This is a genomic window from Pedobacter sp. Bi27 (assembly GCF_918698255.1).
Lineage (GTDB): Bacteria > Bacteroidota > Bacteroidia > Sphingobacteriales > Sphingobacteriaceae > Pedobacter.
Map to the genome: position 1 here is coordinate 1 of NZ_CAKKMW010000015.1, position 26,834 is coordinate 26,834.

Annotated in this window: 21 protein-coding genes; 15 read left to right on the forward strand and 6 right to left on the reverse strand. The window is 38.6% G+C overall.

Translation table 11 applies throughout. The annotated features are described in order from the left end of the window. Positions 1–765 precede the first annotated feature (765 nt). Complete coding sequence (locus tag LQ227_RS25120; RefSeq protein WP_371824756.1) at positions 766–2,532, forward strand: S8 family peptidase; 1,767 nt, start codon at positions 766–768, stop codon at positions 2,530–2,532. Positions 2,533–2,555: 23 nt separating this feature from the next. Here the strand turns inward: LQ227_RS25120 and LQ227_RS25125 are convergent, their stop codons facing one another. Genes LQ227_RS25125 through LQ227_RS25135 form a run of 3 tightly spaced genes read right to left on the reverse strand, consistent with a single transcriptional unit; the run spans position 2,556 to position 5,453 of the window. After that, complete coding sequence (locus LQ227_RS25125) at positions 2,556–3,338, reverse strand: polysaccharide deacetylase family protein (RefSeq protein ID WP_230151845.1); 783 nt, start codon at positions 3,336–3,338, stop codon at positions 2,556–2,558. Between the two features lies 1 nt (position 3,339). Beyond that, positions 3,340–4,272 carry a glycosyltransferase family 2 protein gene (locus LQ227_RS25130; RefSeq protein ID WP_230146417.1) on the reverse strand — a complete coding sequence of 311 codons (933 nt, stop codon included), beginning with the start codon at positions 4,270–4,272 and terminating at the stop codon, positions 3,340–3,342. Beyond that, the gene (locus LQ227_RS25135; protein ID WP_230146416.1) at positions 4,269–5,453 is read right to left on the reverse strand and encodes a glycosyltransferase family 87 protein; all 1,185 of its coding nucleotides are present in this window, start codon (positions 5,451–5,453) and stop codon (positions 4,269–4,271) included. The genes LQ227_RS25130 and LQ227_RS25135 overlap by 4 nt, the downstream gene beginning before the upstream one ends. A gap of 172 nt (positions 5,454–5,625) precedes the next feature. Here LQ227_RS25135 and LQ227_RS25140 point away from each other — a divergent pair, with 172 nt between their 5' ends. The 7 genes from LQ227_RS25140 to LQ227_RS25170 all read left to right on the forward strand — a co-directional run bounded on the left by LQ227_RS25140 (position 5,626) and on the right by LQ227_RS25170 (position 16,345). Next, positions 5,626–6,591 carry a phosphatidylinositol-specific phospholipase C gene (locus LQ227_RS25140; RefSeq protein WP_230146415.1) on the forward strand — a complete coding sequence of 322 codons (966 nt, stop codon included), beginning with the start codon at positions 5,626–5,628 and terminating at the stop codon, positions 6,589–6,591. Positions 6,592–6,985: 394 nt separating this feature from the next. Beyond that, positions 6,986–7,582: an RNA polymerase sigma factor gene (locus LQ227_RS25145; RefSeq protein ID WP_230146414.1), complete on the forward strand. Its 597-nt coding sequence runs from the start codon at positions 6,986–6,988 to the stop codon at positions 7,580–7,582. A 164-nt stretch (positions 7,583–7,746) separates the two neighbouring features. Further along, the gene (locus LQ227_RS25150) at positions 7,747–8,739 is read left to right on the forward strand and encodes a FecR family protein (RefSeq protein ID WP_230146413.1); all 993 of its coding nucleotides are present in this window, start codon (positions 7,747–7,749) and stop codon (positions 8,737–8,739) included. A 269-nt stretch (positions 8,740–9,008) separates the two neighbouring features. Continuing rightward, on the forward strand, positions 9,009–12,302 hold the full coding sequence (locus tag LQ227_RS25155; RefSeq protein WP_230151847.1) for a TonB-dependent receptor: 3,294 nt from the start codon (positions 9,009–9,011) through the stop codon (positions 12,300–12,302). 11 nt (positions 12,303–12,313) lie between these two features. Next, entirely contained in the window at positions 12,314–13,693 is a 1,380-nt protein-coding gene (locus LQ227_RS25160) for a RagB/SusD family nutrient uptake outer membrane protein (protein WP_230151850.1), read from the forward strand. Between the two features lie 38 nt (positions 13,694–13,731). Then, positions 13,732–14,853, forward strand: coding sequence for an AhpC/TSA family protein (locus LQ227_RS25165; RefSeq protein WP_230151852.1), 1,122 nt, complete (start codon positions 13,732–13,734; stop codon positions 14,851–14,853). Between the two features lie 4 nt (positions 14,854–14,857). Continuing rightward, positions 14,858–16,345, forward strand: coding sequence for a redoxin domain-containing protein (locus LQ227_RS25170; protein ID WP_230151855.1), 1,488 nt, complete (start codon positions 14,858–14,860; stop codon positions 16,343–16,345). Between the two features lie 70 nt (positions 16,346–16,415). Here LQ227_RS25170 and LQ227_RS25175 read toward each other — a convergent pair whose 3' ends face one another. Then, positions 16,416–17,078 carry a Crp/Fnr family transcriptional regulator gene (locus LQ227_RS25175; RefSeq protein ID WP_230151858.1) on the reverse strand — a complete coding sequence of 221 codons (663 nt, stop codon included), beginning with the start codon at positions 17,076–17,078 and terminating at the stop codon, positions 16,416–16,418. 72 nt (positions 17,079–17,150) lie between these two features. Further along, positions 17,151–17,348 carry a cold-shock protein gene (locus LQ227_RS25180; protein ID WP_230151861.1) on the reverse strand — a complete coding sequence of 66 codons (198 nt, stop codon included), beginning with the start codon at positions 17,346–17,348 and terminating at the stop codon, positions 17,151–17,153. 942 nt (positions 17,349–18,290) lie between these two features. Here LQ227_RS25180 and LQ227_RS25185 point away from each other — a divergent pair. From LQ227_RS25185 to LQ227_RS25215, 7 genes are all read left to right on the forward strand, one after another. Then, positions 18,291–18,368: a potassium-transporting ATPase subunit F gene (locus LQ227_RS25185; RefSeq protein WP_082035969.1), complete on the forward strand. Its 78-nt coding sequence runs from the start codon at positions 18,291–18,293 to the stop codon at positions 18,366–18,368. A gap of 39 nt (positions 18,369–18,407) precedes the next feature. Next, complete coding sequence (kdpA, locus tag LQ227_RS25190) at positions 18,408–20,126, forward strand: potassium-transporting ATPase subunit KdpA (protein WP_230151864.1); 1,719 nt, start codon at positions 18,408–18,410, stop codon at positions 20,124–20,126. An 8-nt stretch (positions 20,127–20,134) separates the two neighbouring features. After that, positions 20,135–22,162 carry a potassium-transporting ATPase subunit KdpB gene (gene kdpB / locus LQ227_RS25195; RefSeq protein ID WP_230151867.1) on the forward strand — a complete coding sequence of 676 codons (2,028 nt, stop codon included), beginning with the start codon at positions 20,135–20,137 and terminating at the stop codon, positions 22,160–22,162. A 107-nt stretch (positions 22,163–22,269) separates the two neighbouring features. Further along, positions 22,270–22,830, forward strand: coding sequence for a K(+)-transporting ATPase subunit C (locus tag LQ227_RS25200; protein ID WP_230151869.1), 561 nt, complete (start codon positions 22,270–22,272; stop codon positions 22,828–22,830). Between the two features lie 169 nt (positions 22,831–22,999). Continuing rightward, the gene (locus tag LQ227_RS25205) at positions 23,000–24,070 is read left to right on the forward strand and encodes a porin (RefSeq protein WP_230151871.1); all 1,071 of its coding nucleotides are present in this window, start codon (positions 23,000–23,002) and stop codon (positions 24,068–24,070) included. Positions 24,071–24,344: 274 nt separating this feature from the next. Beyond that, positions 24,345–25,475, forward strand: coding sequence for a sensor protein KdpD (locus LQ227_RS25210; RefSeq protein ID WP_230146402.1), 1,131 nt, complete (start codon positions 24,345–24,347; stop codon positions 25,473–25,475). Between the two features lie 87 nt (positions 25,476–25,562). Further along, positions 25,563–25,925, forward strand: a complete 363-nt coding sequence (locus LQ227_RS25215; protein WP_230146401.1) for a hypothetical protein — start codon at positions 25,563–25,565, stop codon at positions 25,923–25,925. A gap of 157 nt (positions 25,926–26,082) precedes the next feature. Here LQ227_RS25215 and LQ227_RS25220 read toward each other — a convergent pair whose 3' ends face one another. Then, positions 26,083–26,823, reverse strand: a complete 741-nt coding sequence (locus tag LQ227_RS25220) for an SDR family oxidoreductase (RefSeq protein ID WP_230146400.1) — start codon at positions 26,821–26,823, stop codon at positions 26,083–26,085. Positions 26,824–26,834: the final 11 nt, after the last annotated feature.

The window sequence follows — 26,834 nt, forward strand, 5'->3', positions numbered from 1 at the left end:
TGCCATTAAAGGGATTAAGATGGGTTAAGGGCCTGTTCCCGCAGATTATGCTGATCTCCGCTGAGTTTTTACACCTTCCGTCCCAGGTTCACTAGCCCTGATGGCAGCGGAAATCCCTTTTTGGCAGCGGTAGATTGTCTATCCCAAGGGTTTCCAAAAAGGATTGCAGCGTACAGCAGGACGGAACCCAAACTATATGTTACTGTTACTGCGCTCCAGATAATCAAAATGAAGGGTTCTGATTAAGTACTATTGGCATAGCTCCAGATGATTTATTTATACCATTAAGGAGTGAAGAGACGTTAAGAACTGTTTATGCTGATCTCCGCTGAGTTTTTACACCTTCCGTCCCAGGTTCACTAGCCCTGATGGCAGCGGAAATCCCTTTTTGGCAGTGGTAGATTGTCTATCCCAAGGGTTTCCAAAAAGGATTGCAGCGGACAGCAGGACGGAACCCAACCTACATGTTACTGTTACTGCGCTCCAAAGCATCAAAATATTAATCATCTGGATTATGCTTAACAAATAACTTAAACGCCGCATTAAGACTATATTTCTCCACAGCGAAGGATAGCTAAGAAATTATTTAAGTTTACCATTCTTAATGGTAAAAGGACCTCGATTATTGCCAGGCATTTAAGGATTAGTCTACTCTTAAAGTAGCTGCTCTAAATTGATTATTATACGCTTGTTAAAAAATGTAAAATCTTTCAACCTCAAGGTAATAAAACCGTATTATTGTAATATTACGTACATATTATGATGATGAATGTGAACCTGAAGAAATTAACTTTTCTTGCTTTTATTTTGTGTATAAATTTTAGTGCTTTTGCTCAAAGTAAAAATGTACAACTCCCTGCCAATTGGTTTAACCTCGATTTATTGGAGAATGGATATTTTGGTATCAGTACAGAGAAAGCTTATCGTGAGCTTTTAAAAGATAAAAAACCTAAGCAAAATATTATTGTAGCAGTAATTGACGGTGGAGTGGATACCGAGCACCCTGATTTGCAACGTGTTTTATGGACGAATAAAAAAGAGATCCCCGGAAATGGAATAGATGATGATGGCAATGGTTATGTTGATGATATTCATGGCTGGAATTTTATAGGTTCAAAAAAGGGTAATCTAGAGTTTGATAATTTGGAACTGGTGCGTTTATTAAGGATTTATACACCAAAATATCAATCGACAACTAATTTGACACCTCTAGATAGTATACAAAAAGAAGAATTTAAACTTTATAAGAAGATGGTTGGCGATTTTGGCAAAAAGTACGAGGATGCCAGCAATACCTTTTCAGTTCTGATTGCCATTAACAATGTTTTAGATTCTGTAGCCAAGATCAATAAAAAAGAGATCCCTACGATGGAGGATATTGACCGTTATAAAGCTGATGATGAAACTGAAGAGCAGGTAAAAACAATCATCAGAAAAGGCGCTAAAGAGGATGGTAGTTTCGAAAAATTTTATAAGAATATAAAAGACGGGTACAAGCAATACGATGCAATGTTGAAGTACAACTTAAACCCTAAGTATGATATGCGTGCAGAATTGGTTGGCGATGATTATAGCAATCCTTATCAGAAAGATTATGGGAACAATGACGTAAAAGGCCCTGATGCTTTTCACGGTACACACGTGTCGGGAATTATTGGCGCTGATCGCACAAATTCTGCAGGTATTTTGGGTGTAGCCAATAATGTGAGTATTATGGCCATTAGGGTGGTACCTACAGGTGATGAGCGGGATAAAGATGTAGCCAATGGCATCAGATACGCGGTTGATAACGGTGCTAAGGTAATCAACATGAGTTTTGGTAAAAGTTACAAGTGGGATAAAAAAGCAGTAGACTCGGCAGTAAAATATGCAGAACTTAAAGGTGTATTGTTGGTACATGCAGCTGGAAACGATAACCAGAATAATGATATCGAAGAGAATTTTCCTAATAAGTTTTTTGAAAGTAAAGAAGCTGAAGCTTATAAGGAAGCCAATAAGAAACCTAGCAAGCCAGATTTTACGCCACCCAAGCCGATGTCACAAAATAACGGAATGGGCATGAGGCCATCTTATGACCGATCTGCATTAACAAAGCCAGTGCCGATAGACTCAGCAAAGTTTAATCTGCCTCATGCCAATAATTGGATTGAAGTAGGTGCAAGTGCTTATAAAGATGATGATAACCTGAAAGCCGATTTCTCTAATTATGGCAAATATAATGTAGATGTTTTTGCCCCTGGATTTCTAATCAACTCAACGGTGCCAGGTAACAAATATGAAGAAGCTGATGGAACGAGTATGGCCTCGCCTGTTGTTGCTGGCCTGGCGGGGTTAATTTTAAGCTATTACCCAGATTTAAAACCAGCGCAGGTAAGAGAGATTATCATGAAATCTGTTTCGAAAGTAGCACACAAGGTGAAATATAAAAATGAAAGAGGTGAGAATGTTAGAACACCTTTTAGCGAAATATGTGTTAGCGGAGGTATTGTTAATGCCTATAATGCACTTAAATTGGCCGAAACGTATAAATAGTTTTCAAATTACAATGGCAGTTATCAGTTTGAAGAAATAGTACGGATAAATTCCTGAAAGGTGCCAAAGGGATAATTTTTAGCCTTCATCCATGAAATAAGATCTTCTGTGCGTTTTGCCATTTTTGTGCCCGTGTTTTTTCTTACGTAAGCCGGGAAACCAAAGCGTTCAAAATCTTCTAAATCTGTAAATTCCCAAGGGTGGAAATAAACATTCAGGTACTTATCTTTTTTGTATGTCCAGCTGGCTAATGTTTTGTAAATGCCTAAAGGCAGATTGTGGAATGACAGCCAAAACAGCGGAAACCTAATTAACGGGCTTACCGAAGCTGGAATCTGTAATACATTATTTTTGATGAAATGTGTTCTGGAAACATTAAAATTGTTGTAGCGCCCTGGCAAATAGGTTGGATTAATAGACGTATTATAAACATATCCGGCTTTTTCAATTTCCTTTTCGTCAACAGGCATCATTCTCGCCATGCGGTAACCTGTAATTTCTTTGCCAGAGAGTTCTTCTAATTTTAGTTTGGATTGGAGAAGATGTTCGGGCTTAAAATCAGAATGATAATAACCATGCGAGGCAAGTTCGTGGCCCGTTTCTGTAATCCTTTTAATCAGATCCGGAATATTTTCAGCAAAGGTAACCGTACAAAAAAAAGTAGCCTTTACTTCGTATTTATCCAAAATGTCTAAAATGGTTATGGTGCCAGCCCTCGAAATGGCAATCTGATCTTGAAATGAAATATCTTTTCCGTATTCAAAAGGCATATCAAACTCTTCGATATCAAAACTTAACAGTACCATCTTATTTTTGCTGAATATTGGTTGAACGGATAATATAATTAGGACGGTTTTTAGACTGCATAAACATTTTACCTACATATATGCCTATAATACCTAAGATAATGAGCTGTAACCCTCCAAAAAAGACGATAGTCATAATTACAGATGCCCAACCAGAAACCTCTACATGATTTACAAATGCGTAAATAATATAGGGTATGTACAATACAGAGGCAAAAGAAAGGATGAAACCCAGGTATACCGCAGAATACAATGGTTTTATGCTGAACGAGGTAACGCCGTGCAGTGCCAGCCTTAACATTTTTTTAAAGGTATACTTGCTATTCCCTGAAAAGCGTGCCGCAGGATTGTAACGAATGGCAAACTGCTTGAAACCAAGCCACTTTACCAAACCACGTAGAAAGGGCTCGTTTTCGTGAAAATTCCTAAAAACGCTAACAACCTTTTGATCAAGCAGGCGGAAATCGGCTGCACCTGGTTCGAGATCAATATCCGATAGCCAGTTTAAGGTTTTGTAGAATAGATTTGATGAACTTCTTTTTCCTTTTGACAAATTTTTATCTTCTTCCCTGATGGTGTATACCACCTCAAAGCCTTCCTGCCATTTCTGTAGCATTTCCGGAATCAGTTCCGGAGGATGTTGCATATCGCAGTCCATAGAAATTACACAATTGCCAAAAGCATGGTCCATACCCGCTTTAACCGCTAATTGATGGCCAAAATTTTTAGAGAATTCGAGAAAGAATATATTGTCTGCGGTTGAAGCATAATCCTTTATTTTTTCGAGCGTATGATCCGCACTTCCATCATCAACCAGAATAATTTCATAATCGTAGTTGATGGTCGAAAAAACTTTTTTTATACTTTCGGCTATTACAAAAATATTATCGGCTTCGTTGTAAGCAGGAATTACTATAGAAACTAGTTTATTCATTTATCGGCAATCAGATAAGACTCAAAATCTTCTTTCATCATTTGATAGACTATGGTTAGCCAAATGATAACGCAAGGTAGGGCTTTAAGCGAATATAGACGAATAAATTCTTTAACCGGCCTTGGGAAAATATCGGTTGGCGATAGGCTGGTTAATATAAATGCAAAAATAAATAAGGCAATTATCCATCCTTTTTTAGGGTTTTGCTGCACCATAAACCAAATGGCAATACCTGCAAAAGCGATAACATAGGTTGGAGATTCAGAACCGCTGCTAAATATAACCGTAAAAATAAGTGTCGATGCCAATAACATTAACCTAAAGCCGAGGTGTTTATATTGCTTAATCCGTAAATAGGGCAAACCAAATAATACAAGACCAACCAATAAAAATGGAGTATTTGGAATGTTTATGTTACCTGTTGCCCTTCTTACAATACCCATTAAAGAAATATCCTGGAATGAAGTCAATGATGCATTTAAATCATTTTTATGGGCAAGGGAATGATACCAGTCGCTATATGATTGAATTACAAATGCCGGAGATGAAATAACCATTGGCAAAGCAAATAATACCGCAAAAGCAATAAAACAGCCTATGATAAATTTTAGCTTGTTCTTGCTAAAAAAGAAAAATGCCAGTCCAACAATTCCATATAGTTTAACCAAAGTACCAAAAGCGATAAAAAAAGCAGACTGTATTTCTTTCTTTTTAATAAGGTAAGAAAAGCTGAGTAAAATAATCCCTGTTAGGGCAATATTAAACTGAAAACTAAAGAGTGCAGTTAAGGCTTCGTGTGCACAGATCCAGGCAATAATAGTGCGTTTGTTTAATGATATCGGAAGACTGTAAATTCCCCAAAGCAAAATCAATACATTGGCTACATTCCAAAAAACAGCACCTAGACCATCGGGCAACAGTGCAAAAGGCGCAATAAAGATTGAAAATACAGGTCCGTAGTGGTTACTGTCTAAATATTCTGGATAATTATTGTATAAATTTTGCAGATCTACAGTATGCCAGTATACATATTTGAAAATCAGATAATTATTGTAAGAATGATGGTGATACTGTTTGTAACCCGCAACAATAGCCAGTAGAAGATAAATGGCAATTACGCATTGCTTTTTTAAAAGAAATGAAGATAGCTTCGTCAGATTGGTTTGTGTGAACGTGTTCATTATGATTAATGCTGCTAATATAACTATTTCGGTCCATCAATCCGAAATGGATCAGCTTAGCCCGATCAATATTAATTAATTATGAAATTATTTATGGTATATCGATTTAGTAAAACCTTTTACTAGCTTTATTATCCTGAACCAAATAGATCATCAATCTTTCTAAAAAACTATGAGAAAATTACAACTACCACTTATTGTGGCCCTGGTGCTAACCTTTAGTGCCTGTAAAAAAGAAGAACAACCAAAAGGCAATTTTTCAAACTCCAATCTAAAAAGCACGGCAAATGCAAATGCTCAATTGTTAAGCTTTTCATTAAACAGTTGGATGAGTGTAGTAGCCGACCAAACAAGCATCGCTGCCATTTCTATTCCTGGTACGCATGATTCTGGCGCAACACAAGAGCAAGTTGCAGGTACTGCAAAATGCCAGAACCTGAGTATTACCGATCAATTAAATGCGGGCGTCCGTTATCTAGACATTCGCTGCAGGCACATTGATAATGCTTTCGCGATCCATCACGGGGCAATTTATCAGAACCTTAATTTTAATGACGTACTAAATGCGTGTATCAATTTTCTGAACAGCCATCCAACCGAAACAATCATTATGAGTGTTAAAGAGGAGCATACGCCAACAAACAACACCAGGTCGTTTGAGCAAACTTTTGATGCTTATGTTCAGCAAAATCCTGCAAAATGGGATTTGGGGAATAATATTCCAACACTGGGCAGTATCCGTGGAAAAATCAGACTCTTAAGAAGGTTTTCCGGATCATCGCCTAAAGGAATCGATGCTACGGCCTGGGCTGATAATACCACATTTGATATCAATAATGCTGCAACGTTAAAAGTTCAGGATTTTTACAATGTTAACGATGTGAATACTAAATGGACAAAAGTAGAAACATTGTTAAATGAGGCAAAAAATGATGCTTCCAATAGGCTTTATCTGAACTATGCAAGTGGTTATAAGGCAGGTATATTCAGTATCCCAAGTATTACTACTGTATCGAATTTCATCAATCCAAAAATCAATACGTTTTTTACCAACAATACCCATGGTAAATTCGGGATTATTCCACTTGATTTTGTTGATTCTGGCAGAAGCCAATTAATCATTAATACAAATTTCTAATCTTAACGCATAGGTTTATTGGTTCAGTAAAATATAAAATGTTGCACTGTATTGTAAAGTACGGTGCAACATTTTATAAAAATTCATACATTTCGATGATTAATTTTAATTCTTGATTTATTTTTGAAGTGACTGATCATATTTTTACTGTTTAGCAGTTTTTATTGTTAAATTATAGAAGAATTAGAAATAATTGTGGGATTTTTTTGTAGTCTTACCAAAAATTATAGATTCGGACCGAAGATATAATTTGCAACCATTGTAGGTTAGGGACTAATTTTTTGGCACTTATGGATTGTTTTTAAATTCAGTGTAATTAATGAATGAGACGTTTTGGCACTGCAAAAACATATCACCAGCCAAAAAACCTGCTTTGAAAATATTATATTAGTATATGCAAAATAAGGAATTGGGAGAGGAAAGGGATTTAATTCTCAAAATAGCTGTTGGCGATCAACAGGCCTTTCGCTTGATTTTTGATGCTTATAAAAATAAAGTTTTTTCTTACGCCAACCGCTACCTTAAATCTAAAGAAAAAGCTGAAGAGATCGTTCAGGAAACCTTCCTTAAAATCTGGTTAAAAAGAGAAAATCTGAATGCTGTTGAAAACTTTGGTGGCTACATTCGAAGAATTGCCGTTAACCTTACTTTAGACTTGCTTAGGGCTATTGCCGCTGAAAACAAAACATCAGACTTACAGAAAGTTGTGTGGAGCGAGCAGGACACAGGAACTGAAGATGCCATTATGCGGAAAGATGCGCAAAGCTACGTTGATCAATTACTGGCTAAGCTCCCTAAGCAACAAGGATTGGTTTATCGGATGTGCCATATTGAAGGGATGAAACAAAAAGAAGTTGCAGAAATACTTCATATTGCACCCGCTACTGTTAAGGTTCATTTAAGAGAGGCCTTAAAAACATTACGCACCCTGGTTGGTGAAAATAATGCCATACCACTCATCTCTTTCGTTTTTCTCGGATTATTAAAATAAGCGCTCCATCAATTCTATTGGATTTTGCTAAGATTTAAGTTGTTTTCTTAGTATTAGGTTGTTTTTTTTAAAAAAAAACTTTTTTTTGACTACCTCTTTTTGTGTTTCACAAACGTCAACTATTAAAACGAACAAAATAATATCTTTTCTATATCGCCATTTGTATGAAAAATGAAGAAATAAGTGAACTTCTGGAGAAGTATGCTCAAAATACGATCTCCGAAGAAGAAAAGAGCGTTTTATTTAATCATCTTAACGCCTCAAGCAATGTTGAATTTGAAAAACGCTTAATGGAAAAGGATTGGGATTTATTTCAATCTGAAGAAACTATAGCAGAAAGTAAGGCCAATAAAATTTTTAATGAAATTGTCAGCGGGGAAGAAAAGAAGTCGTTTAAATTAAATTTTGCCTGGATAGGTTGGGCCGCTATATTATTAATTGCAGGTTTTTCTACTTTTTATTTTTTAAAACCTGCCACACAAAAAATAACCGCTAAAACCAATAGAGCAGTTGTTAATGTAGTAGCAGACACAGAACATAAAAAAATAGTATTACCGGATGGGAGTACAGTGATATTAAATAGTGGTGCGGTTTTGCTGTATCCCCAAAACTTTGATGGCAATACCAGAGAAGTTACACTTAAAGGAGAAGGATATTTTGATATTGTTCATGATTCGGCCAAGCCCTTTATTGTTTATGCAGGAAAAGTTAAAACAACTGTCTTAGGTACCGCTTTCAATATTAAAGCCATTGACGGACAGCAGGTTGTGGTAACAGTAACGCGTGGAAAAGTAAGTGTGCAAGATCATCAAAAGCTTTTAGGGGTACTTACACCTAATCAACAGCTAACCTTTGACGAGAAGAGAAAAATGCCAAGCTTGACCAAAGTGATATCGCAGGAAGTTGTAGACTGGCAGGCAAAAGATATTTTCTTTGAGGATATTACCATGAAAGATGCCATTGACGTATTAGCCAAACGTTTTGGAACCAAAATTACTTTTGTAGATGACCGGGGCAAAAATTGCCGTTTTACCACTACTTTTCAAAAGGGTGAAAGCCTTGATGAGATTTTGCAGGTGATAACTTCTTTTAATAATGCAGCATATGTAACCAAAGCCAACGAGATTTTTATTTCGGGCAAGGATTGCAATAATTAAATAATCAATCAACTAAAACCAAACAGACCAAACTACATGAAAGAACTCTACTATTTCCACATCTGATGAAAAAATCTCCCTGTCCTTGCAAGACAGAGAGATAAAATTTGCACTGTTCCAGCTGGAATTGGAACAGCATGTATTAAACAATTTAGGCATCATTTAAAACATTTAAAATTATGAAATTTTCTGCACAATCAGCAGAGGGCGGGAATCCCTGTAAGAAATTTTTCGCTTCCAAAAAATCACGATATCTAATTCGTCAGATTATGCGTTTAAGCTTTGTATTAGCTATAATAACTTTTGCCACCTCTTCATTAATCTTTGCTTCTAATACCAACGGTCAATCGATCTCCAATACAGAAGTAGTGCTTGGATTAAATCATGAGAGTGTATTCTCTGCTATTGAAAAAATTCAAAAGCAAACACCTTTTATTTTTATTTACAGGAATACCGATCTTAAAGAACTAAAGGAAATAAATATCCCGGTGCAAAAACGTACGGTTCAGGAACTGCTTGATGTGCTGTTTAACTCCAAACGTTTTAAAATAACCCAGTTAAATAACAGAATTTTAATTTCTTCGATAAAACCAGAAGTTAAAGCGGTGCCTGTTGACATCAGAATTTCTGGTATTGTGGTAGATGAAGATGGAGTTCCCATCCCAGGGGTTTCAATCCTGCTGAAACAAAGTAATAAGGTGAGTACAGCGACTGATAGAAACGGCCAGTTTGGAATTAACCTTCCGGATGAGGGAACGAAAGTGCTGCTTTTTACCTGTATTGGTTATCAGAATACGGAACAGGTTATTGGCTCAGAAAATTCGTACAAGATTGTAATGAAACCTTCGGTAGGCAGCCTGAATGAGGTACAGATTATTGGTTATGGCACTACAACCAGAAAAACAAGTACCGGATCTGTTGCATCCATTACGGCGAAAGAGATCGAAAAACAACCTGTTGGTAATCCATTAGCGGCACTATCGGGCAGGATGTCGGGTGTATTGATTGCCCAGAACAATGGTGTTCCGGGTGGAGCGATCCAGGTGCAGATCAGAGGGCAAAATTCACTGTCGCAGGGAGGAATTCCATTATATGTAATTGATGGGGTTCCGTTTACCAATTTTAATGGAGGTCAGCCTGCAACAGATAATTTAAATGCCTTTGGAACTTCTGGCGCAAGTGGAGGTGTAAGTCCTTTTAGCATGATCAATCCATCTGATATTGAGCGTATCGATATTTTGAAAGATGCAGATGCCACTTCAATTTATGGATCGAGAGGTGCAAATGGCGTAGTTTTAATTACGACTAAAAAGGGGACATCAGGACGCGTTAAAATTAATGTAAATTTAAATACTGGCTTTACCGAAGTAAACAGATTTATTCCCGTATTAGATCTCCAGGAGTACCTTGCTTTAAGAAAAGAAGCTTTTAAAAACGACAATGTTGTTCCTGATGCTGCAAATGCACCCGACTTAACTGTTTGGGACCAAAATAGTAGTACTGATTTTCAAAAACTATTAATTGGAAACAGAGGGCATATCAACGAAGTCCAAGGATCGATGTCGGGCGGCAATGATCAGACCCGGTTCTTCTTCAATTCTGCTTACCGCAGAGAAAGCACCGTGTTTTTAGGGGATAACGCAGCAAAAAGATTTTCATCGAGACTGAATTTAGATCATAGCTCGCTAAACAAGAAGTTCAATGCTTCATTTTCAGTTAGCTATAGTAATGATAATACAGATGTACCCACTTCCGATGTATCATCAGTATATAATGTGCCACCAAATTTGCCACTTTACGATGCTGCTGGTAAATTATTTTGGGCTACAGGTTTTACAAACCCCTTGGCCAGTTTATTAAGAAGATATAACGGAGTAACTAATAATTTAATTGCCAATGCCAATCTTAAATATACCATTTTACCAGGTTTAACCGCTAAAGCAAATTTTGGCTATACCAATACCAGGCTCGAGCAGGTTGCCACTACACCCGCATCATCTCAAAACCCTGCAAACAACCCTACAAGTTCTGCAGTTTTTACTAACCTTAACGCCCAAAACTGGATCGTTGAGCCAACATTGGATTATGTAAGAACAATTGAGGAGGGGAAATTTACAGCACTTATTGGAGCAAGTTTTCAACAAAACACATCCAATGGACTTTATCTTTCTGGAACCAATTATAGCAATGAAGCACTCTTGGGCACATTGGGTGCTGCAGGTACTACCACTGTATTGTACAATAATATTGTTAAGTATAAATATGATGCTGTTTTTGCCAAACTAAACTACAACTGGCAGGAAAAATATCTTTTAAACGCCACTTTCAGAAGGGATGGTTCCTCGAGATTTGGCCCTCCTTACCGTTTCGGTAATTTTGGTGCAATTGGCGCAGGATGGGTGTTCTCAAATGAAGGTTTTATAAAAGATAATTTATCATTCTTAAGCTTTGGTAAAATTAGAGGAAGTTTTGGTACTACCGGAAATGATCAGATTCCTAATTTTATTTATCTTCCACTATACTCCAATACTACAGCTTACGCAGGCAATGCAGCAACAGTTGTTACAACTATTCCAAATGAAGATATAAGATGGGAAACCACTAAAAAACTAGAGTTTGGTATTGATTTAGGCTTTTTAAAAGACCGCATTTCATTTACAGCCAACTATTATAGAAACAGGTCATCTGATCAAATAGCTTATAATACTTTGGCTACCCAAAGTGGGTACAATTCATACCAGGCTAACCTACCTGCGTTGATTCAGAATAAAGGTTTGGAGTTAGAATTGAACAGTACAAACTTGGTTATTAAAGATTTTAGCTGGAAAACAAATGTCAACTTCACTTTTACTGCAAATAAGTTACTCGAATTTCCAAATCTCGATAAATCTTTTTCTGCTTCAAGCTACGTGGTGGGTGAATCAATCAATTTATTCCGTCTCTATCATTTTCTAGGAGTAAATCCTACAAATGGAACGGCTATGTATGAAGATAGAGATGGTAATGGTGTAATTGATATAAATGACCGTTATGTAGCCGATCTTGGAACACCTTTCTTTGGTGGCTTTGGTAATACTTTTACTTATAAAGGTTTTGAACTGGGGGTATTCTTCCAATTTAACCATCGCTTTGGTGTTACGCAAATCGTGAATACCAGACCTGGGGCGCTGGCTAACCAGAATGACTATTGGTTGGGAAGATGGACGCCAACGAACACCAATAGCAATATTCCCGGAGCATCGGCAACCGCTGGAAAACCAATAGCTGCATCTTATAATTTGTATACTTCTTCTGATGCCGTGTATGGCGATGCATCTTACCTTAAGTTGAGGTCTGTTAATTTATCTTACACGCTTCCTCAAGAATGGCTGAAGCCTATAAAAGTAGCCAATGCTAGCGTATTCGTTCAAGGCCAAAACTTATATACCTGGGCGAAAAACAAGTATATTTTAGATACAGAAACTACGGTTCAGGGTGGGCCTTCAGGTTTAGGTACTGGTACAATTGGTCAGGTATTACCTCCGTTAAGAACAATTGTATTTGGTGTTAACTGTTCATTTTAACTGATAAAATCATGAAAAAAATATATAAAAATTTCTTTTATAAAACATTAATAATAGGAACAGTTTTAACTGTTTCATCCTGTAAAAAGTTCGTAGAATTGGGTGCCCCACCAACACAAATTTTATTCGAAGATGCTTTCAGAACTGATGCAAGTGCACAAAGTACTGTACTAGGCCTCTACTCTAATAATGTTACAACATCTAGTATTGGTAATTTCAGTTTTTTCTCTGGTATTTCTGCTGATGACCTTCAATATAATGGCGTAGACGCTGCTCTGCAAGAGTTTGCAAATAATGCTATTACTACTACAAATATTACTGCTAGCAATATTTGGGCTAATACCTATGGACTGATAAAAAACACAAACAATGTTATTAGTGGTATTAGTGCATCCAATACTTTAACTCCATCAATAAAGAATCAACTTTTGGGCGAGGCTAAATTTATGAGGGCTTATGCCTATTTTTATTTGGTAAATCTTTATGGTGACATCCCCTTACCTTTAAAAGATGATTATTCTGCATTTGAAAATGCAACGCTTCCACGTATTCCTGCCGCCCAGGTTTATGCACAAATCATCAAAGATCTAACTGAGGCACAAGGTCTGTTACCTGTAGAATATGTCGCTAATAATTTAAGAATTAGAGTGAATAAATATGCTGCAACTGCACTTTTAGCACGTGTTTATCTATATCAAAAAGACTATGTTAATGCAGAGGCGCAGGCTACCCAGATCATAGGTGCCAACATTTATGGTATGCCAGGGCCTAATGCCTCATTTTTAAATAACAGCAGTGAGGTTATATGGCAATTGGCTACCTTAACCGGTTTCTCAACCTTCGGAGCCAACTATGTTACTACAACAGCTACCTCGATACCTGTTTTTTCTTTGGCTGATGTTAGTTATCAGGGGTTTGAGAGTGCCGCAGATTTACGCAGATCAACCTGGATTACTCCCAAAATTGTTTCAGGTAAAACCTACTATGGTATTAGTAAATATAAACTAACGTCGGGTAACGGTACTGAATATAATATTGTTTTAAGGTTGGCCGAACAATATTTGATCCGCGCAGAGGCACGTGCGCAACAAAACAACCTTTCTGGTGCAAAAACAGATATAGATATGGTTAGAACCAGGGCTGGTTTAGATGGTGTGAGTGCTACCTTAGATCAAGGGCAGATGTTAACAGCCATTGAACAAGAAAGAAAAGTAGAGTTTTTTGGAGAATGGGGCCACCGCTGGTTAGATTTAAAAAGAACTGGTCGCGCAAATGTTGTAATTAACGCATTAAAACCAACCTGGAAATCAACTTCCGTTTTATTCCCGATTCCGCAGGCACAGATTCTTGCTAATCCATCTCTAACTCAAAATCCAGGTTATCAAAATTAATTATTGGGAGCTTGTTGGCTCCCATAACTACATCAATCATGAAAAAGACAATAAAATTAATAGCAACAGCTACCTTGGTTATTTTGGTAGCAAGTGCGTTTAACATACAAAGAGGGTATAAATTAACGGGTAAGATAAAAGGGATAGAGACGGGATTAATTTATCTTTCGCATAACATTGGCGAGAAAGAAATTAAGGATTCTGCTGTTATTACCAATGGCAGTTTCACTTTTAGTGGTACCGTGCCTGAGGTTAAAATGTATGCTTTAAAGCTTAAAGGCGGTAAACAACAAAAAAACTTTCTTTTAGAAAATAGAAACATCACAATCGTTGGCGATAAGGATTCGTTGTTTATGGCCAAAGTGATCGGTTCGCCAGAAACCGATGTTTATTTTGGTTTTTATAATGGCCCTTGGAAATCGATAACAGCAAAAGCCGGTGATATTTACCGTCGTTTAGATAGCGCAAACCAAAAAGGTAAAGTAACCTTAAGCCCGGCACAGCATAAACCCTTCGATGATGAATTTAAAGCACTCGATGTGCTTAACCAAAATGCAATAAAAGCTTATGTAATATCACATGCATCTTCGGTAGCAGTTGCGGCAATTGTAGAAGACCGCTTTATTAATTATCCATATCCGGAACAAGCAGCAGCCATGTATGCATTATTTGCACCAGCGGTTAAAGCTTCATTTTACGGTAGAACTATAAAAGAAAGTTTAGCATTAACCAATAAAACTGCTCCGGGAAAACTGGCTCCGGATTTTGTAATGAATGATGTAGATGGAAAACCACTTAAACTTTCTGCACTTCGCGGAAAATATGTTTTAGTAGATTTTTGGGCAAGCTGGTGTGGTCCCTGTCGTAAAGAAAATCCGAATGTAGTTGCAGCCTACAAAAAATACCATGATAAAGGTTTCGAAATTTTAGGCGTATCGTTAGACAGTAAAAAAGAAGCCTGGCTGAAAGCAATTAACGATGATGGTTTAACCTGGAAACATGTTTCTGAACTTAAAGGCTGGTCGAATTCTGCTGCTGCATTATATGGTGTGAAATCGGTTCCCGCAAGCTTTTTATTGGATAAAGATGGAAAAGTGGTTGCAAAAGATTTACGTGGAGAAGAATTGAACAATACATTGTCAAACCTATTTAAAGATTAGTCACATGAGCATATTAAATATCAGTAACAAAATATTAGGATTACTTTCTATCCTCATTTTAGGAAGTGTTAGTGCTTTAAAAGCACAAACCAAACCAGTAGATACAACCAGGATTTATCTAGACAAACTGGTAGCTTCGAAGGAACCTGCAGATAAAGTACTATTGGCAGCCAAATTACAAAAACTGGCTGCTGCAGATCAGGAAAAAGATGTTGACCTGGCCATTAATTACTATTATCGGTTAAAAAACGTAAAAGCTTCCGATTCGCTTGTTCAGGTAGAATTACAGAAGTTTCCTAAAGGTTCGAGAGCGAGGGCGCAGGAAGCCAGCAAAATTTATGATGAGAAAACGGCGCTGGCGAAAGAAAATGCCTATAAAATATGGATTAAGAACTTTCCGGTTTCGGGTTCTGGAGAAGAATTAATTGTGTACGATTATGCGGTATCGGCTATTGCTTCCGAATATGCCAGAGAAAAAAATGCGGCTAAGGCTATTGAGTATATTAACAAGCTGCAGGTAGATTTTTGGAAAGGAAACGGGTTTGGTGGTGTTGCAGAGGCTTTTTATAAAACCGGCGATTTAAAAAATGCAGCTGTATATTATAAAAAAGCCATGGAAAGTGCTAAAACTTATTATGACGGAAAGTTGCCTAACGAAAATTCATCTAAATTTGCCGCATCGGGTTACCCGGGTTTAACCATGACTTATGCAGGTATTCTTTTCGAACAAAAAAATTATAATGAAGCCCTTGTTTATGCCGATTTAGCAGCTAAAAATCCAAAAACTGCTTCGCCGAGATCGAATTTTCAATACGCCAAAATATTAATGGCATTGAATAGAAATCAGGAGGCTTATACTAAATTGGAAGAGGCCGTAAAATCAGGCAAGGCCAATGATGAAATGAGTAGTGCCTTTAAAACACTTTATATCAAAGTAAAGGGAAGTGATGCGGGTTTCGATGCCTATGCTGCTGAAATCAGAAAAGGGATTCTCGCCAATCTACAGCAAAAACTCAATAAAGAAATTATCAATAAACCAGCTGTAGATTTTACATTAACCGATATTGAAGGCAAAAAAGTTACACTAAGCAGTTTAAAGGGTAAGGTGGTAATCCTCGATTTTTGGGCTACCTGGTGTGGGCCATGTAAGGCTTCTTTTCCTGCCATGCAAATGGCGGTTAATAAATATAAAGAAGATCCAAACGTGAAGTTTTTGTTTATTCATACCTGGGAGAAAACAACTACCCCAACTCAAGATGCGAGCGATTATATTAAATCGCAGAAATATAGTTTCGAAGTGTTAATGGATACCAAAGATCCTGATTCGAAAATTAACAAGGTGGTTACTGATTATAAAGTATCGGGCATTCCTTCAAAATTTGTGATCGATCCTGCAGGAAACATCAGATTTAACCTGATGGGTTTTGATGGTAGCAATGAAGCTGCAGTAGATGAAATTTCGATGATGATCGATATGATTAAAAAAGGTTAAATCCTTCGTGTTTACTAGAATTTTTAACCCTGTACAAATAATTGTATGGGTTTTTTTTTAAAAATAGCCACTATTTCTCTATTAATAAGGCAACATCGCGATGTACACTTTTATGCAGTTCTTTGCTTCTAACCCTGCTTAAGGTTTCTAATCTCATTCCTAAATAGCTTGCCAAATAGCGGAGCGGTATTTTGTTTAAGTCTACTTTTCCGCTTTCTGCCAGCTTTTGGTACCGTCGCAATGCATTGGGTATTCTGGCCAGTATAGATCTTTCGGATGCAGCATAATAGTGCACCGCTAACAGTTTTCGCCCGATAATGTTGGCTTCTTCGAAATGGGAATACGCATAGTCGATTAAAGTATAAGGAATGCGGATCAATTCGCAATCTTCTAAGGCCTGTAAATATTCTACAGAGTGGCTAGCTTGTAAATCAGGGTGACGAATGGCGCCTACAATATTATTCCCAAAACAAAACCAAGTGGTAATATCCTTGGCACCATCTTTTATAAAACCACGAACAATACCACTTTTTACAAAGTAAAGTGCTGCATTACTATCAACAGGGGAAACAATGTGTTTATTCTTTCTGACTATGACCAATGAACAATGTTTTTCATACTGTTCAATAAGGCTACTGGAAAGCTTATGGTATTGTTCCATATACTGGAGAAGTGGCAGTACAAAAGAACTGTTGTTAGAATTGGGCATAATGTTATAAACTTTTAGGTTCAAAAAGTGGTCTTTTTTGATAAATAATCATCCTGCTATTTTTATAATATACAAAAATAATCTGAAAACGTACATTTAAATAAGTAATAATTGGCGAAGGTTGGTGGCCGTAAGCCCATGCGCCATTAGTTCGATTTTGAATTCTACCTGGTCACCTATATTAATATTTCCATTAAGATCTGCTAAACAAAATGCAATTTCCTGTTCGTTTTCATCTTGTATAAATCCAAAGCCAACTGATCGATCGATGTGTATTACCGTGCCCTTTCTCATTATACGTCTGTTTGCATTTAACTAACATACGTGTAATGTGGCTACAAAGTTTTTTGGCTCTCTTGGTCTTAGCATCTCGCTAAGGCTAAGTTTTTGCCACGGAGACTCGGAGAACACGGAATTAAATTGTGGGGTCTTAGCGAGATGCTAAGACCAGAAATTTTATTTCTTTAACTGATACGCCCCGGGTGCGATTGTCATCCTGAGCGGAGTCGAAGGATCTCTTTCCTAGTCTTAGCATCTCGCTAAGGCTAAGTTTTGCCACGGAGACTCGGAGAACACGGAATTAAATTGTGGGGTCTTAGCGAGATGCTAAGGCCAGAAATTTTATTTCTTTAACTGATACACCCCGGGTGCGATTGTCATCCTGAGCGGAGTCGAAGGATCTCTTTCCTGGTCTTAGCATCTCGCTAAGGCTAAGTTTTTGCCACGGAGACTCGGAGAACACGGAATTAAATTGTGGGGTCTTAGCGGGATGCTAAGACCAGAAATTTTATTTCTTTAACTGATACACCCCGGGTGCGATTGTCATCCTGAGCGGAGTCGAAGGATCTCTTTCCTAGTCTTAGCATCTCGCTAAGGCTAAGTTTTGCCATGGAGATTCGGAGAACACCAATTACATTATGAGGGGCTTAGCGGGATGCTAAGGCCAGAGTTAGGCTGTCGTTTCTTCTCAGCAATGACGAACTAATTTTTCCCAAATGAAAAAAACCTTTCCAAAATGGAAGGGTTTTTTTATGCCTAATTTAAATTTAAAAGCCTTTTTTGTTTGTAACTATCTGTAAATCATTTGTTTGTGACTTATTTTTCTTTTGTGGTATAAGAGTTGGCTAATGGCATGAAAAATCAATACAATCATGACCATACTCTTTTTTTTAATCCTAATCCTGCTCTGCTGGGCTATTTACAAATCAATCGACTGGTTCGAAAAAATCTAATATTATGATCGCATTATTTATTATCGCCATCGCCGTATTTATCTATATGATCTACGTGCTGATCAAACCCGAAAAATTTTAATCTTTTCTCCTGTACGGAGCGCAATTAACAAATCAAAAAATGAATATTGAATTAACAGGCATTATCGCCACCTTCCTGCTCACCCTGGTCATCGCAATACCATTGGGTAAATACCTGGCTAAGGTTTTTGCAGGAGAAAAAGTCTGGACAGATTTTTTAAAGCCATTGGAAACTGGTATTTACAAGCTTTCCGGAATCAATATTAAAGAACAAATGAACTGGAAACAGCAGTTAAAAGCACTGCTTACCATTAATATACTATGGTTGTTTTACGGCTTTTTTGTACTCATCTTTCAGGATAAACTCCCATTCAATCCGGATGGAAACCCTGGGATGACGCCAGATCTTGCTTTTAACACCATTATCAGCTTTGTTGCCAACTGTAACCTGCAGCATTATTCGGGTGAGAGTGGTGTAAGTTACCTCACTCAGCAATACGTACTGATGTTTCTTCAGTTTGTAAGTGCTGCAACAGGTATTGCAGCTGCAGTAGTCCTTTTTAAAGCCTTTAGAGATAAAACAACTACAGAACTGGGCAACTTTTGGGAGTTTTTTGTAAAATCAATTACCCGTTTATTATTGCCATTATCTTTTGTAATGGCCTTAATCTTGACTTTTAATGGTACCCCTGCGAGCTATGAGGGTAAAGATCAATTTATTTCCCTGCAAGGCGATACCGTACATGTTTCGAGAGGGCCAGCTGCTCAAATGATTGCTATTAAACATTTGGGTACTAATGGTGGAGGTTATTTTGGTGCCAATTCGGCGCATCCATTTGAAAATCCAAGTTATTTTACCAATATGGTTGAGTTGATTGCACAGGTAATCATCCCTATTGCAATGGTTATTGCATTTGGTTATTTCATCCGCAGGAAAAAACTAGCCTGGACCATCTTTGGTGTTATGACCATCGGTCTGTTTATGCTGCTTTTACCGATGCTCAGCTCTGAGCTGGGTGGTAATCCGGCATTGGCTAAAATGGGGATTTCCCAAACCACTGGTGCTATGGAAGGTAAAGAGGTCCGTTTTGGCCCGGCTGCCTCCGCTTACTGGGCAACTGTAACGACAATTATTTCTACTGGATCGGTAAACAGCATGCACGATAGTACCATGCCGATGTCGGGCACATGGCAATTACTTGGAATGATGATCAATTCATTCTACGGAGGCTGCGGCGTAGGTCTATTGAATTATTTTATTTACCTCATTGTTGCTGTATTTATTTCAGGTTTGATGGTGGGAAGAACACCGGAGTTTCTTGGGCATAAAGTAGAGGCCAGAGAGATCAAGATTGCGGCGATTATCACTTTGTTAAGCCCGTTTTTGATCCTTGCCGGAACAGCCATTGCAAGTTATATTTTTACCAGTCATGGCGATGCCGCATGGGCAGTGCAACCTAAAAACTGGCTCAATAACCCTGGTTTCCATGGATTTTCAGAAATGTTATATGAAATGACATCATCCAACGCCAACAACGGCTCAGGGTTTGAAGGATTGGGTGATAACAATATCTTCTGGAATCTATCTACCGGTATTGTGATTTTTCTTGGTCGTTTTTTACCGATTATCGGCCCTGTTGCCATCGCTGGATTATTAGGTGCTAAAAAATTCATTCCTGAATCGGCCGGTACGCTTAAAACAGATACCAAAACCTTTGCCCTGATGACTTTTGCAGTTATTCTGGTACTGAACGCATTATCTTATTTCCCTGCCTTGGCACTAGGTCCTTTGGCAGAATATTTTACCATGCTTAAATAAACATACAAATGAAACCCAATAATAAATTGTTCGAACCTGCCTTGGTGCAGACCGCACTAAAACAATCTTTTATCAAACTAGATCCAAGGGTAATGGTCCGCAATCCGGTCATGTTTACTGTCGAAATCGGAACACTGGTAATGGCTTATGTTACTGTGTACTCTTTTAGCCATAGCGGACAAGGATCACCTTTATACAATTTCTTCATCTTTTTAATTTTATTGCTTACTGTGCTGTTTGCAAACTTCGCCGAGGCCATTGCAGAGGCAAGAGGTAAGGCACAGGCCGACAGTCTGCGTAAAACAAGAGAAGAAACACCTGCAAAAGTACTTTTGGCCAACGGAACCATCGAAATCCGTTCATCCAGCCAGCTAAAAAAAGGAGATGTGTTTATTTGCGAAACAGGCGATACCATTCCAACTGATGGAGAGATTATTGAAGGTATTGCCACTATTGACGAATCGGCCATTACCGGTGAGTCTGCTCCTGTAATACGCGAATCAGGTGGTGATAAATCTTCGGTAACAGGCGGTACAAAAGTATTATCTGATGAGATTAAAGTTCAGGTGAGTACTGCCCCAGGCGAAAGCTTTTTAGATAAGATGATTGCCTTGGTTGAAGGTGCATCGCGTCAGAAAACACCAAACGAAATTGCTTTAACCATTTTACTGGCCAGTTTTACCCTGGTGTTTATCATCGTATGTGTAACGCTGAAACCTTTTGCCGATTATGCCAATACGCCGATTACCATTGCTGCACTGATCTCGCTGTTTGTATGTCTGATCCCAACCACCATAGGCGGACTTTTATCTGCCATTGGTATTGCCGGAATGGACAGGGCGCTAAGAGCCAATGTAATTACCAAATCGGGTAAAGCGGTAGAAACTGCAGGTGATATTGACGTATTGCTTTTAGATAAAACCGGAACAATCACTATTGGTAACCGTAAAGCGACCAATTTTTATCCAACTGCAGGTGTAAACATTAAAGCTTTTACTGATGCCTGTGTGCTGAGCTCTTTAGCGGATGAGACCCCAGAGGGAAAATCAATCATAGAACTTGCTGCTGAGCAGGGGGTTAAATCTGCCGGAACACCTCAGGGATCTACTTTTATAAAATTTACCGCCGAAACCCGCTCAAGTGGATTAGATACCCTTGACGGAAGAAGAATTAGAAAAGGGGCTTTCGATTCGATCAGGAATATTGTAGAAAAAGCTGGAAATATTTTTCCTTTCGATATCGAAAATCATGTAAAGGCCATTGCTACCAATGGAGGAACACCACTTGTAGTGTCTGAAAATGAAAAGGCCCTTGGCGTAATCGAACTTCAGGATATTATTAAACCAGGGATCAGCGAACGTTTCGAACGTTTAAGGAAAATGGGTGTGAAAACCGTGATGGTTACGGGTGATAATCCATTAACAGCTAGATATATCGCAGAGAAAGCTGGTGTTGACGATTTTATTGCTGAGGCCAAACCCGAGGATAAAATGAACTACATCAAAGACGAACAGAACTTAGGTAAACTGGTAGCCATGATGGGGGATGGAACCAATGATGCACCTGCCTTAGCACAGGCAGATGTTGGTGTAGCCATGAACAGTGGAACACAGGCTGCAAAAGAAGCCGGTAATATGGTTGATTTGGATAACGACCCAACTAAACTGATCGAGATCGTAGAAATTGGTAAACAGTTACTAATTACACGTGGTACGCTGACTACGTTTTCCATCGCGAATGATGTGGCCAAGTATTTCGCCATCGTTCCGGCATTGTTTATCGCTTCAATTCCTGCATTGCAAAGCCTGAATATTATGGGGCTGCACTCACCAGAATCGGCAATCATGTCGGCTGTGATTTTTAACGCCATCATTATCCCGATCCTGATTCCACTGGCATTAAAAGGTGTGGCTTACAAACCCATCGGCGCAACTGCTTTATTGCGCAGAAACCTATTTATATATGGTATTGGTGGAGTAGTAGCCCCATTTATTGGGATTAAAATAATCGATTTATTGGTTGGCTTATTTGTGTAAAGTATTCGTCATTCCCGCGTAGGCGGGAATCTTAAATCTATTGCATTAAGATTCCCAATCAAGTTGGGAATGACGAATCGCATAAAAAAAATTAAAAGAATATAAAAATGAAAAAGTATATCATTCAATCTATCCGCTTAACCCTAGTCCTATTGGTACTGTTATGCGTAGTATATCCAATTACTGTGGCCTTTCTTGGCAAAATGTCTAAAGGAAACGGTGGAGGAGAAAAAATCACCAAAAATGGTAAAACAGTCGGTTATGCCTTGTTGGGTCAATCGTTTAGCAAACCGCAATATTTCTGGGGAAGACCATCAGCAGTTACATATAATGCAGCGGGTTCTGCAGGTTCTAACAAAGGGCCATCCAACCCCGATTATTTAAAAGAGGTGCAGTCGCGTATTGATACCTTATTAAAATACAATCCGGGCATCAAAAAATCAGATATCCCTGCCGATATGGTTACTGCATCAGGAAGCGGGCTTGATCCAAATATTTCCGAGCAAGGTGCTGAAATTCAGATCCAGAGGGTAGCAAAAGCCAGAAATATAGACGCGAAAAAGGTGAAAGAACTTATTGCCATGAATACCCTTAAACCGTTTATGGGTGTTTTTGGACCCTCATCGGTAAATGTGTTGAAATTAAACCTTGCCCTTGATGAGCTTTAATTAGTTGTTTTACGCGAGCTCGTCATTCCCAACTTGATTGGGAACCACGCAGTGCTCATCGAAGATAATCGTAATGCTAATTTATATGCATTAAGATTCCCGCCTGCGCGGGAATGACGACACAGTGTTACCCCAATAAAAACAATCAGATAAAAATAATAGAATACAGATGAAAAAATTATTATTACTTGCCGCTACACTTGCCACCACAATTTTTGCAAAAGCACAGGATGAACCTAAAATTAAAGTAACGGGTTACCTTGAGGCCTATTATGGATACGATTTTAACAAATCAGTCGATCATAACCGCCCGGGTTTTATTTATTCACATAACCGTGCAAACGAGGTAAACCTGAACCTTGGATTTATTAAAGCCGCCTACGATACAGGAAATATCCGCGCAAACTTAGCAGTCATGGCCGGAACTTATGCCAATGCCAATCTTGCTGCCGAACCTGGGGTATTAAAAAATATCTTCGAGGCCAATGCAGGCGTAAAATTATCGAAGTCGGAAAACCTTTGGATTGACGCTGGAATCTTTTCTTCGCATATTGGCTTTGAAGGTGCGGTTTCGAAAGACTGTTGGGTACTCACCAGGAATATTTCTTCTGAGAATACCCCTTATTACGAGTCGGGCGCGAAAATTACCTATGGTACCAAAGATGGCAAATTTACAGCAACAGCACTTTACCTGAATGGATGGCAGCGCATTACCCGCCAAAATGGAAACGACAAGCCCGCAGGCGGACTTCAATTAAGTTGGAAACCTACAGCTAAGATTACGGTAAACTACAGCAATTATCTTGGAACGGAGGGCGTTGATTCGGTTAGGGTAAATAGGTTTTACCACAACATTTATGGCATTTTTCAGCTTACCGATAAATTTGGCGTAACCCTTGGATTTGATTACGGAACGCAGCAGAAACAAAAAGGAAGTAATGATAAAAATGAGGTGATCTCACCAGTAGCAATTCTACAATATAAATTTGCACCAAAATGGGCAGTTGCCGGAAGATTCGAATATTATGAAGATAAAAACGGAATTTTTATTGCAACCGGAACGCCAGAAGGTTTTAAAACCAAGGGTTACTCGTTAAACCTTGATTATTCGCCCATAGCAAATGCAGTAATCAGATTGGAGGGAAAAGCCTATGATAGTAAAGACAAAATATTTGCAAGAGAAGGCACTGCGGTAAATGCGAATGCAGCCCTTACAGCGAGTATAGCGGTTTCATTTTAATACGATTCGCTTGCGCGGGAACGACGATTACTCTTTAAGATTTGTCATCCTGAGAGCGATTTATTTTATAAATCAATATAAGTGACATTTAAATTTAAAAGAAATAATATCGTCATTTCGACTGAAGTTTACCGATTTTTCATCGGTAGCGTAATGGAGAAATCTTTAAACTTTTCGGTAACATAGTTCAAAGATCTCTCCATTGCGCTGCGCTTCAGTCGAGATGACGACCCACTATTCGAACTAAAATTAAACAGCTGAAAAGTACATGATCATGGAAGAAGAACAAAAAGAAGAATCGGTCAGGCATTTTTTGGATCTGGTTAAAAAATCCAGGCGCGGAAAGCTCAAGGTCTATATCGGCATGAGTGCCGGTGTGGGCAAGACTTACCGGATGCTCCAGGAATCTCATGCGCTGTTGCGGAATGGGGTAGACATTTATATCGGCTACGTTGAAACCCACAAAAGAGCAGAAACAGAAGCCCTTGTTGCAGGCCTTCCCATTATTCCACGAAGGAAAATCTTCTATCGTGGCAAAGAAATCGAAGAAATGGATTTGAAAGGAATTATGAACCGCCATCCTGAGATTGTTATTGTTGATGAACTTGCTCATACCAATGCCGAGGGCAGCAAAAATACTAAACGTTGGCAAGATGTTTTCGATCTGCTTGAGGCGGGAATCAGCGTGATCTCGGCTGTTAATATCCAGCACCTGGAAAGCATTAATGAGGAAATTGAGCAGATTACCGGAATAGTGGTTACCGAACGTATCCCGGATAAGATATTGGAAATTGCCGATGAAATCGTAAATATCGACCTTACCGCCGACGAATTGGTTACCCGCCTTAAAGAAGGCAAAATTTACGATCAATCAAAAATTGAAAGGGCACTTGGCAATTTTTTTCAGTCTGATAAAATTCTTCAGTTGCGCGAACTGGCCTTAAAAGAAGTGGTGCACCAGGTAGAACGGAAAATCCAGACCGAAATTCCAAAATCAATCAAGCTTCGGCCCGAACGTTTTTTAGCCTGTATTTCTTCTAATGCCGAAACCGCAGGAGTGGTGATCCGGAAAACAGCAAGGCTGGCCTCCTATTACCGATCGCCATGGATTGTACTGTATGTGCAGAGCGATAGTGAAAGCATGGAACGTATTAAACTCGATAAGCAGCGCCATCTGATTAATCATTTTAAACTGGCTACCGAACTTGGGGCCGAAGTAATCAAAATAAAGAGTAATGTGATAACCAAAACCATCATCGATATTGCCAACGCGAAAGAAATTACCACCATTTGCATTGGGAAACCCCATCTTAATATTTTCCAGGTCATTCTGCGTACTGCAGTTTTTAATGGTTTATTGAAAAACCTGGCAATGAAAGACATCGATCTGGTGATTCTCTCTTAAATAACAATGGTTATTCACATCGTTCTCAAATAATCAAAACCATATCCCTTTATATCGGGTTGAAATAATAGGACCTATAGAAGCAATATGGAAAAAAAAGATACCAAAACACATTTGATTAACGAGATAACCACTACAGGATTACAAACTGCGGCTAAGAAATTGGGCGCTTCGGCAAGTAAAGCACAGATTAGAAAAGGTGTTTCTCAAAACATCAGTTTAATTGATAAATTATTGCGCATTGTGCTGATTAAAAGTAAAGATTCGTCGAAAAGAGTACAAAGAGACATAGACTTTGTTGGCCTGGGGATTATTGCAGCACATACCTTTTACCGCGGCTTTAAAAAGAAAAAACGATTGTTGATTTTTGAAGGTATTTTTCTCACCGCTGCACTTGGAGGGGTATTATTGGCCACGCAACTTAAAGCATTAAAACGGCAAAATGCGTGATATTTTGGCATCCCTGAAAGTCGTCATTTCGATCCCAGAGCTATCGGGTGAAACGTAATGAAATGGGGAGATCTCAATAGATTCAGCTTCGCTAAGCACTACCTGGTTTCCAGATTGCGTTACACGCTGATCGAAATGACGATTTCTTTATCGTGGTTTACACCAATACCGAACCACCGTCTACCACAATTACTTGCCCTGTGGCATATTGTTGTTTCATGGTGTATAAAAATGCCTGTGCGATATCGCTGGCTTCACCAACGCGCTTTACAGGTAAACGTTCACCTACACCAACATAGAGGTTATTTCTATCCTCATCGCTCATGCTGTTCCATAAATTGGTTTTAACCACGCCTGGCGATACCGAATTTATACGCAGTGGTGCCAGTTCTACAGCCATTGCACGGGTAAAACCTTCCATGGCGCCACAAATACTGGCCGCTACGCCCCATCCGGCACTTGGTCTTGGGCTGGCAATACCTCCTGTTAAGTTAATAGAACCGCCCGCCTTAATCTTCTTTGCTGCATATTTAACTGCAGCAAAAGCACCCCAATACCTTAATGTGAAAAACTGACGGGCATCATCCAGGCTAGTTTCATTAATCGTATTCAATACTATATTTTCTCCCGCGGTATATACCAGGTGATCGAAAGGTTCGACTGAATTAAAAAACTGTTTAATGTTTTCTTCTTTACTCAGATCTACGGCAAAGCCTTTGCAGTTTTCGGGCAAGGATTTTAACGCCTCATTAATCCTGTTTTCATTACCGGAAACAATTACCACTTTTGCACCATCGTGCGCTGCAGCCTGTGCGGTTGCAAAACCTAGGCCTGAGCTTCCACCTAATATGATCACTGTTTTTCCTTTCAGTGTAAATTCATTTGCTTTTATTTTCATGATGTTGTAAA

Coding starts and splice junctions, on each gene's coding strand:
- LQ227_RS25120 (WP_371824756.1), top strand. CDS start 766: ATGAATGTGAACCTGAAGAAATTAACTTTTCTTGCTTTTATTTTGTGT.
- LQ227_RS25125 (WP_230151845.1), bottom strand. CDS start 3,338: ATGGTACTGTTAAGTTTTGATATCGAAGAGTTTGATATGCCTTTTGAA.
- LQ227_RS25130 (WP_230146417.1), bottom strand. CDS start 4,272: ATGAATAAACTAGTTTCTATAGTAATTCCTGCTTACAACGAAGCCGAT.
- LQ227_RS25135 (WP_230146416.1), bottom strand. CDS start 5,453: ATGAACACGTTCACACAAACCAATCTGACGAAGCTATCTTCATTTCTT.
- LQ227_RS25140 (WP_230146415.1), top strand. CDS start 5,626: ATGAGAAAATTACAACTACCACTTATTGTGGCCCTGGTGCTAACCTTT.
- LQ227_RS25145 (WP_230146414.1), top strand. CDS start 6,986: ATGCAAAATAAGGAATTGGGAGAGGAAAGGGATTTAATTCTCAAAATA.
- LQ227_RS25150 (WP_230146413.1), top strand. CDS start 7,747: ATGAAAAATGAAGAAATAAGTGAACTTCTGGAGAAGTATGCTCAAAAT.
- LQ227_RS25155 (WP_230151847.1), top strand. CDS start 9,009: ATGCGTTTAAGCTTTGTATTAGCTATAATAACTTTTGCCACCTCTTCA.
- LQ227_RS25160 (WP_230151850.1), top strand. CDS start 12,314: ATGAAAAAAATATATAAAAATTTCTTTTATAAAACATTAATAATAGGA.
- LQ227_RS25165 (WP_230151852.1), top strand. CDS start 13,732: ATGAAAAAGACAATAAAATTAATAGCAACAGCTACCTTGGTTATTTTG.
- LQ227_RS25170 (WP_230151855.1), top strand. CDS start 14,858: ATGAGCATATTAAATATCAGTAACAAAATATTAGGATTACTTTCTATC.
- LQ227_RS25180 (WP_230151861.1), bottom strand. CDS start 17,348: ATGAGAAAGGGCACGGTAATACACATCGATCGATCAGTTGGCTTTGGA.
- LQ227_RS25185 (WP_082035969.1), top strand. CDS start 18,291: ATGATCGCATTATTTATTATCGCCATCGCCGTATTTATCTATATGATC.
- kdpA (WP_230151864.1), top strand. CDS start 18,408: ATGAATATTGAATTAACAGGCATTATCGCCACCTTCCTGCTCACCCTG.
- kdpB (WP_230151867.1), top strand. CDS start 20,135: ATGAAACCCAATAATAAATTGTTCGAACCTGCCTTGGTGCAGACCGCA.
- LQ227_RS25200 (WP_230151869.1), top strand. CDS start 22,270: ATGAAAAAGTATATCATTCAATCTATCCGCTTAACCCTAGTCCTATTG.
- LQ227_RS25205 (WP_230151871.1), top strand. CDS start 23,000: ATGAAAAAATTATTATTACTTGCCGCTACACTTGCCACCACAATTTTT.
- LQ227_RS25210 (WP_230146402.1), top strand. CDS start 24,345: ATGGAAGAAGAACAAAAAGAAGAATCGGTCAGGCATTTTTTGGATCTG.
- LQ227_RS25215 (WP_230146401.1), top strand. CDS start 25,563: ATGGAAAAAAAAGATACCAAAACACATTTGATTAACGAGATAACCACT.
- LQ227_RS25220 (WP_230146400.1), bottom strand. CDS start 26,823: ATGAAAATAAAAGCAAATGAATTTACACTGAAAGGAAAAACAGTGATC.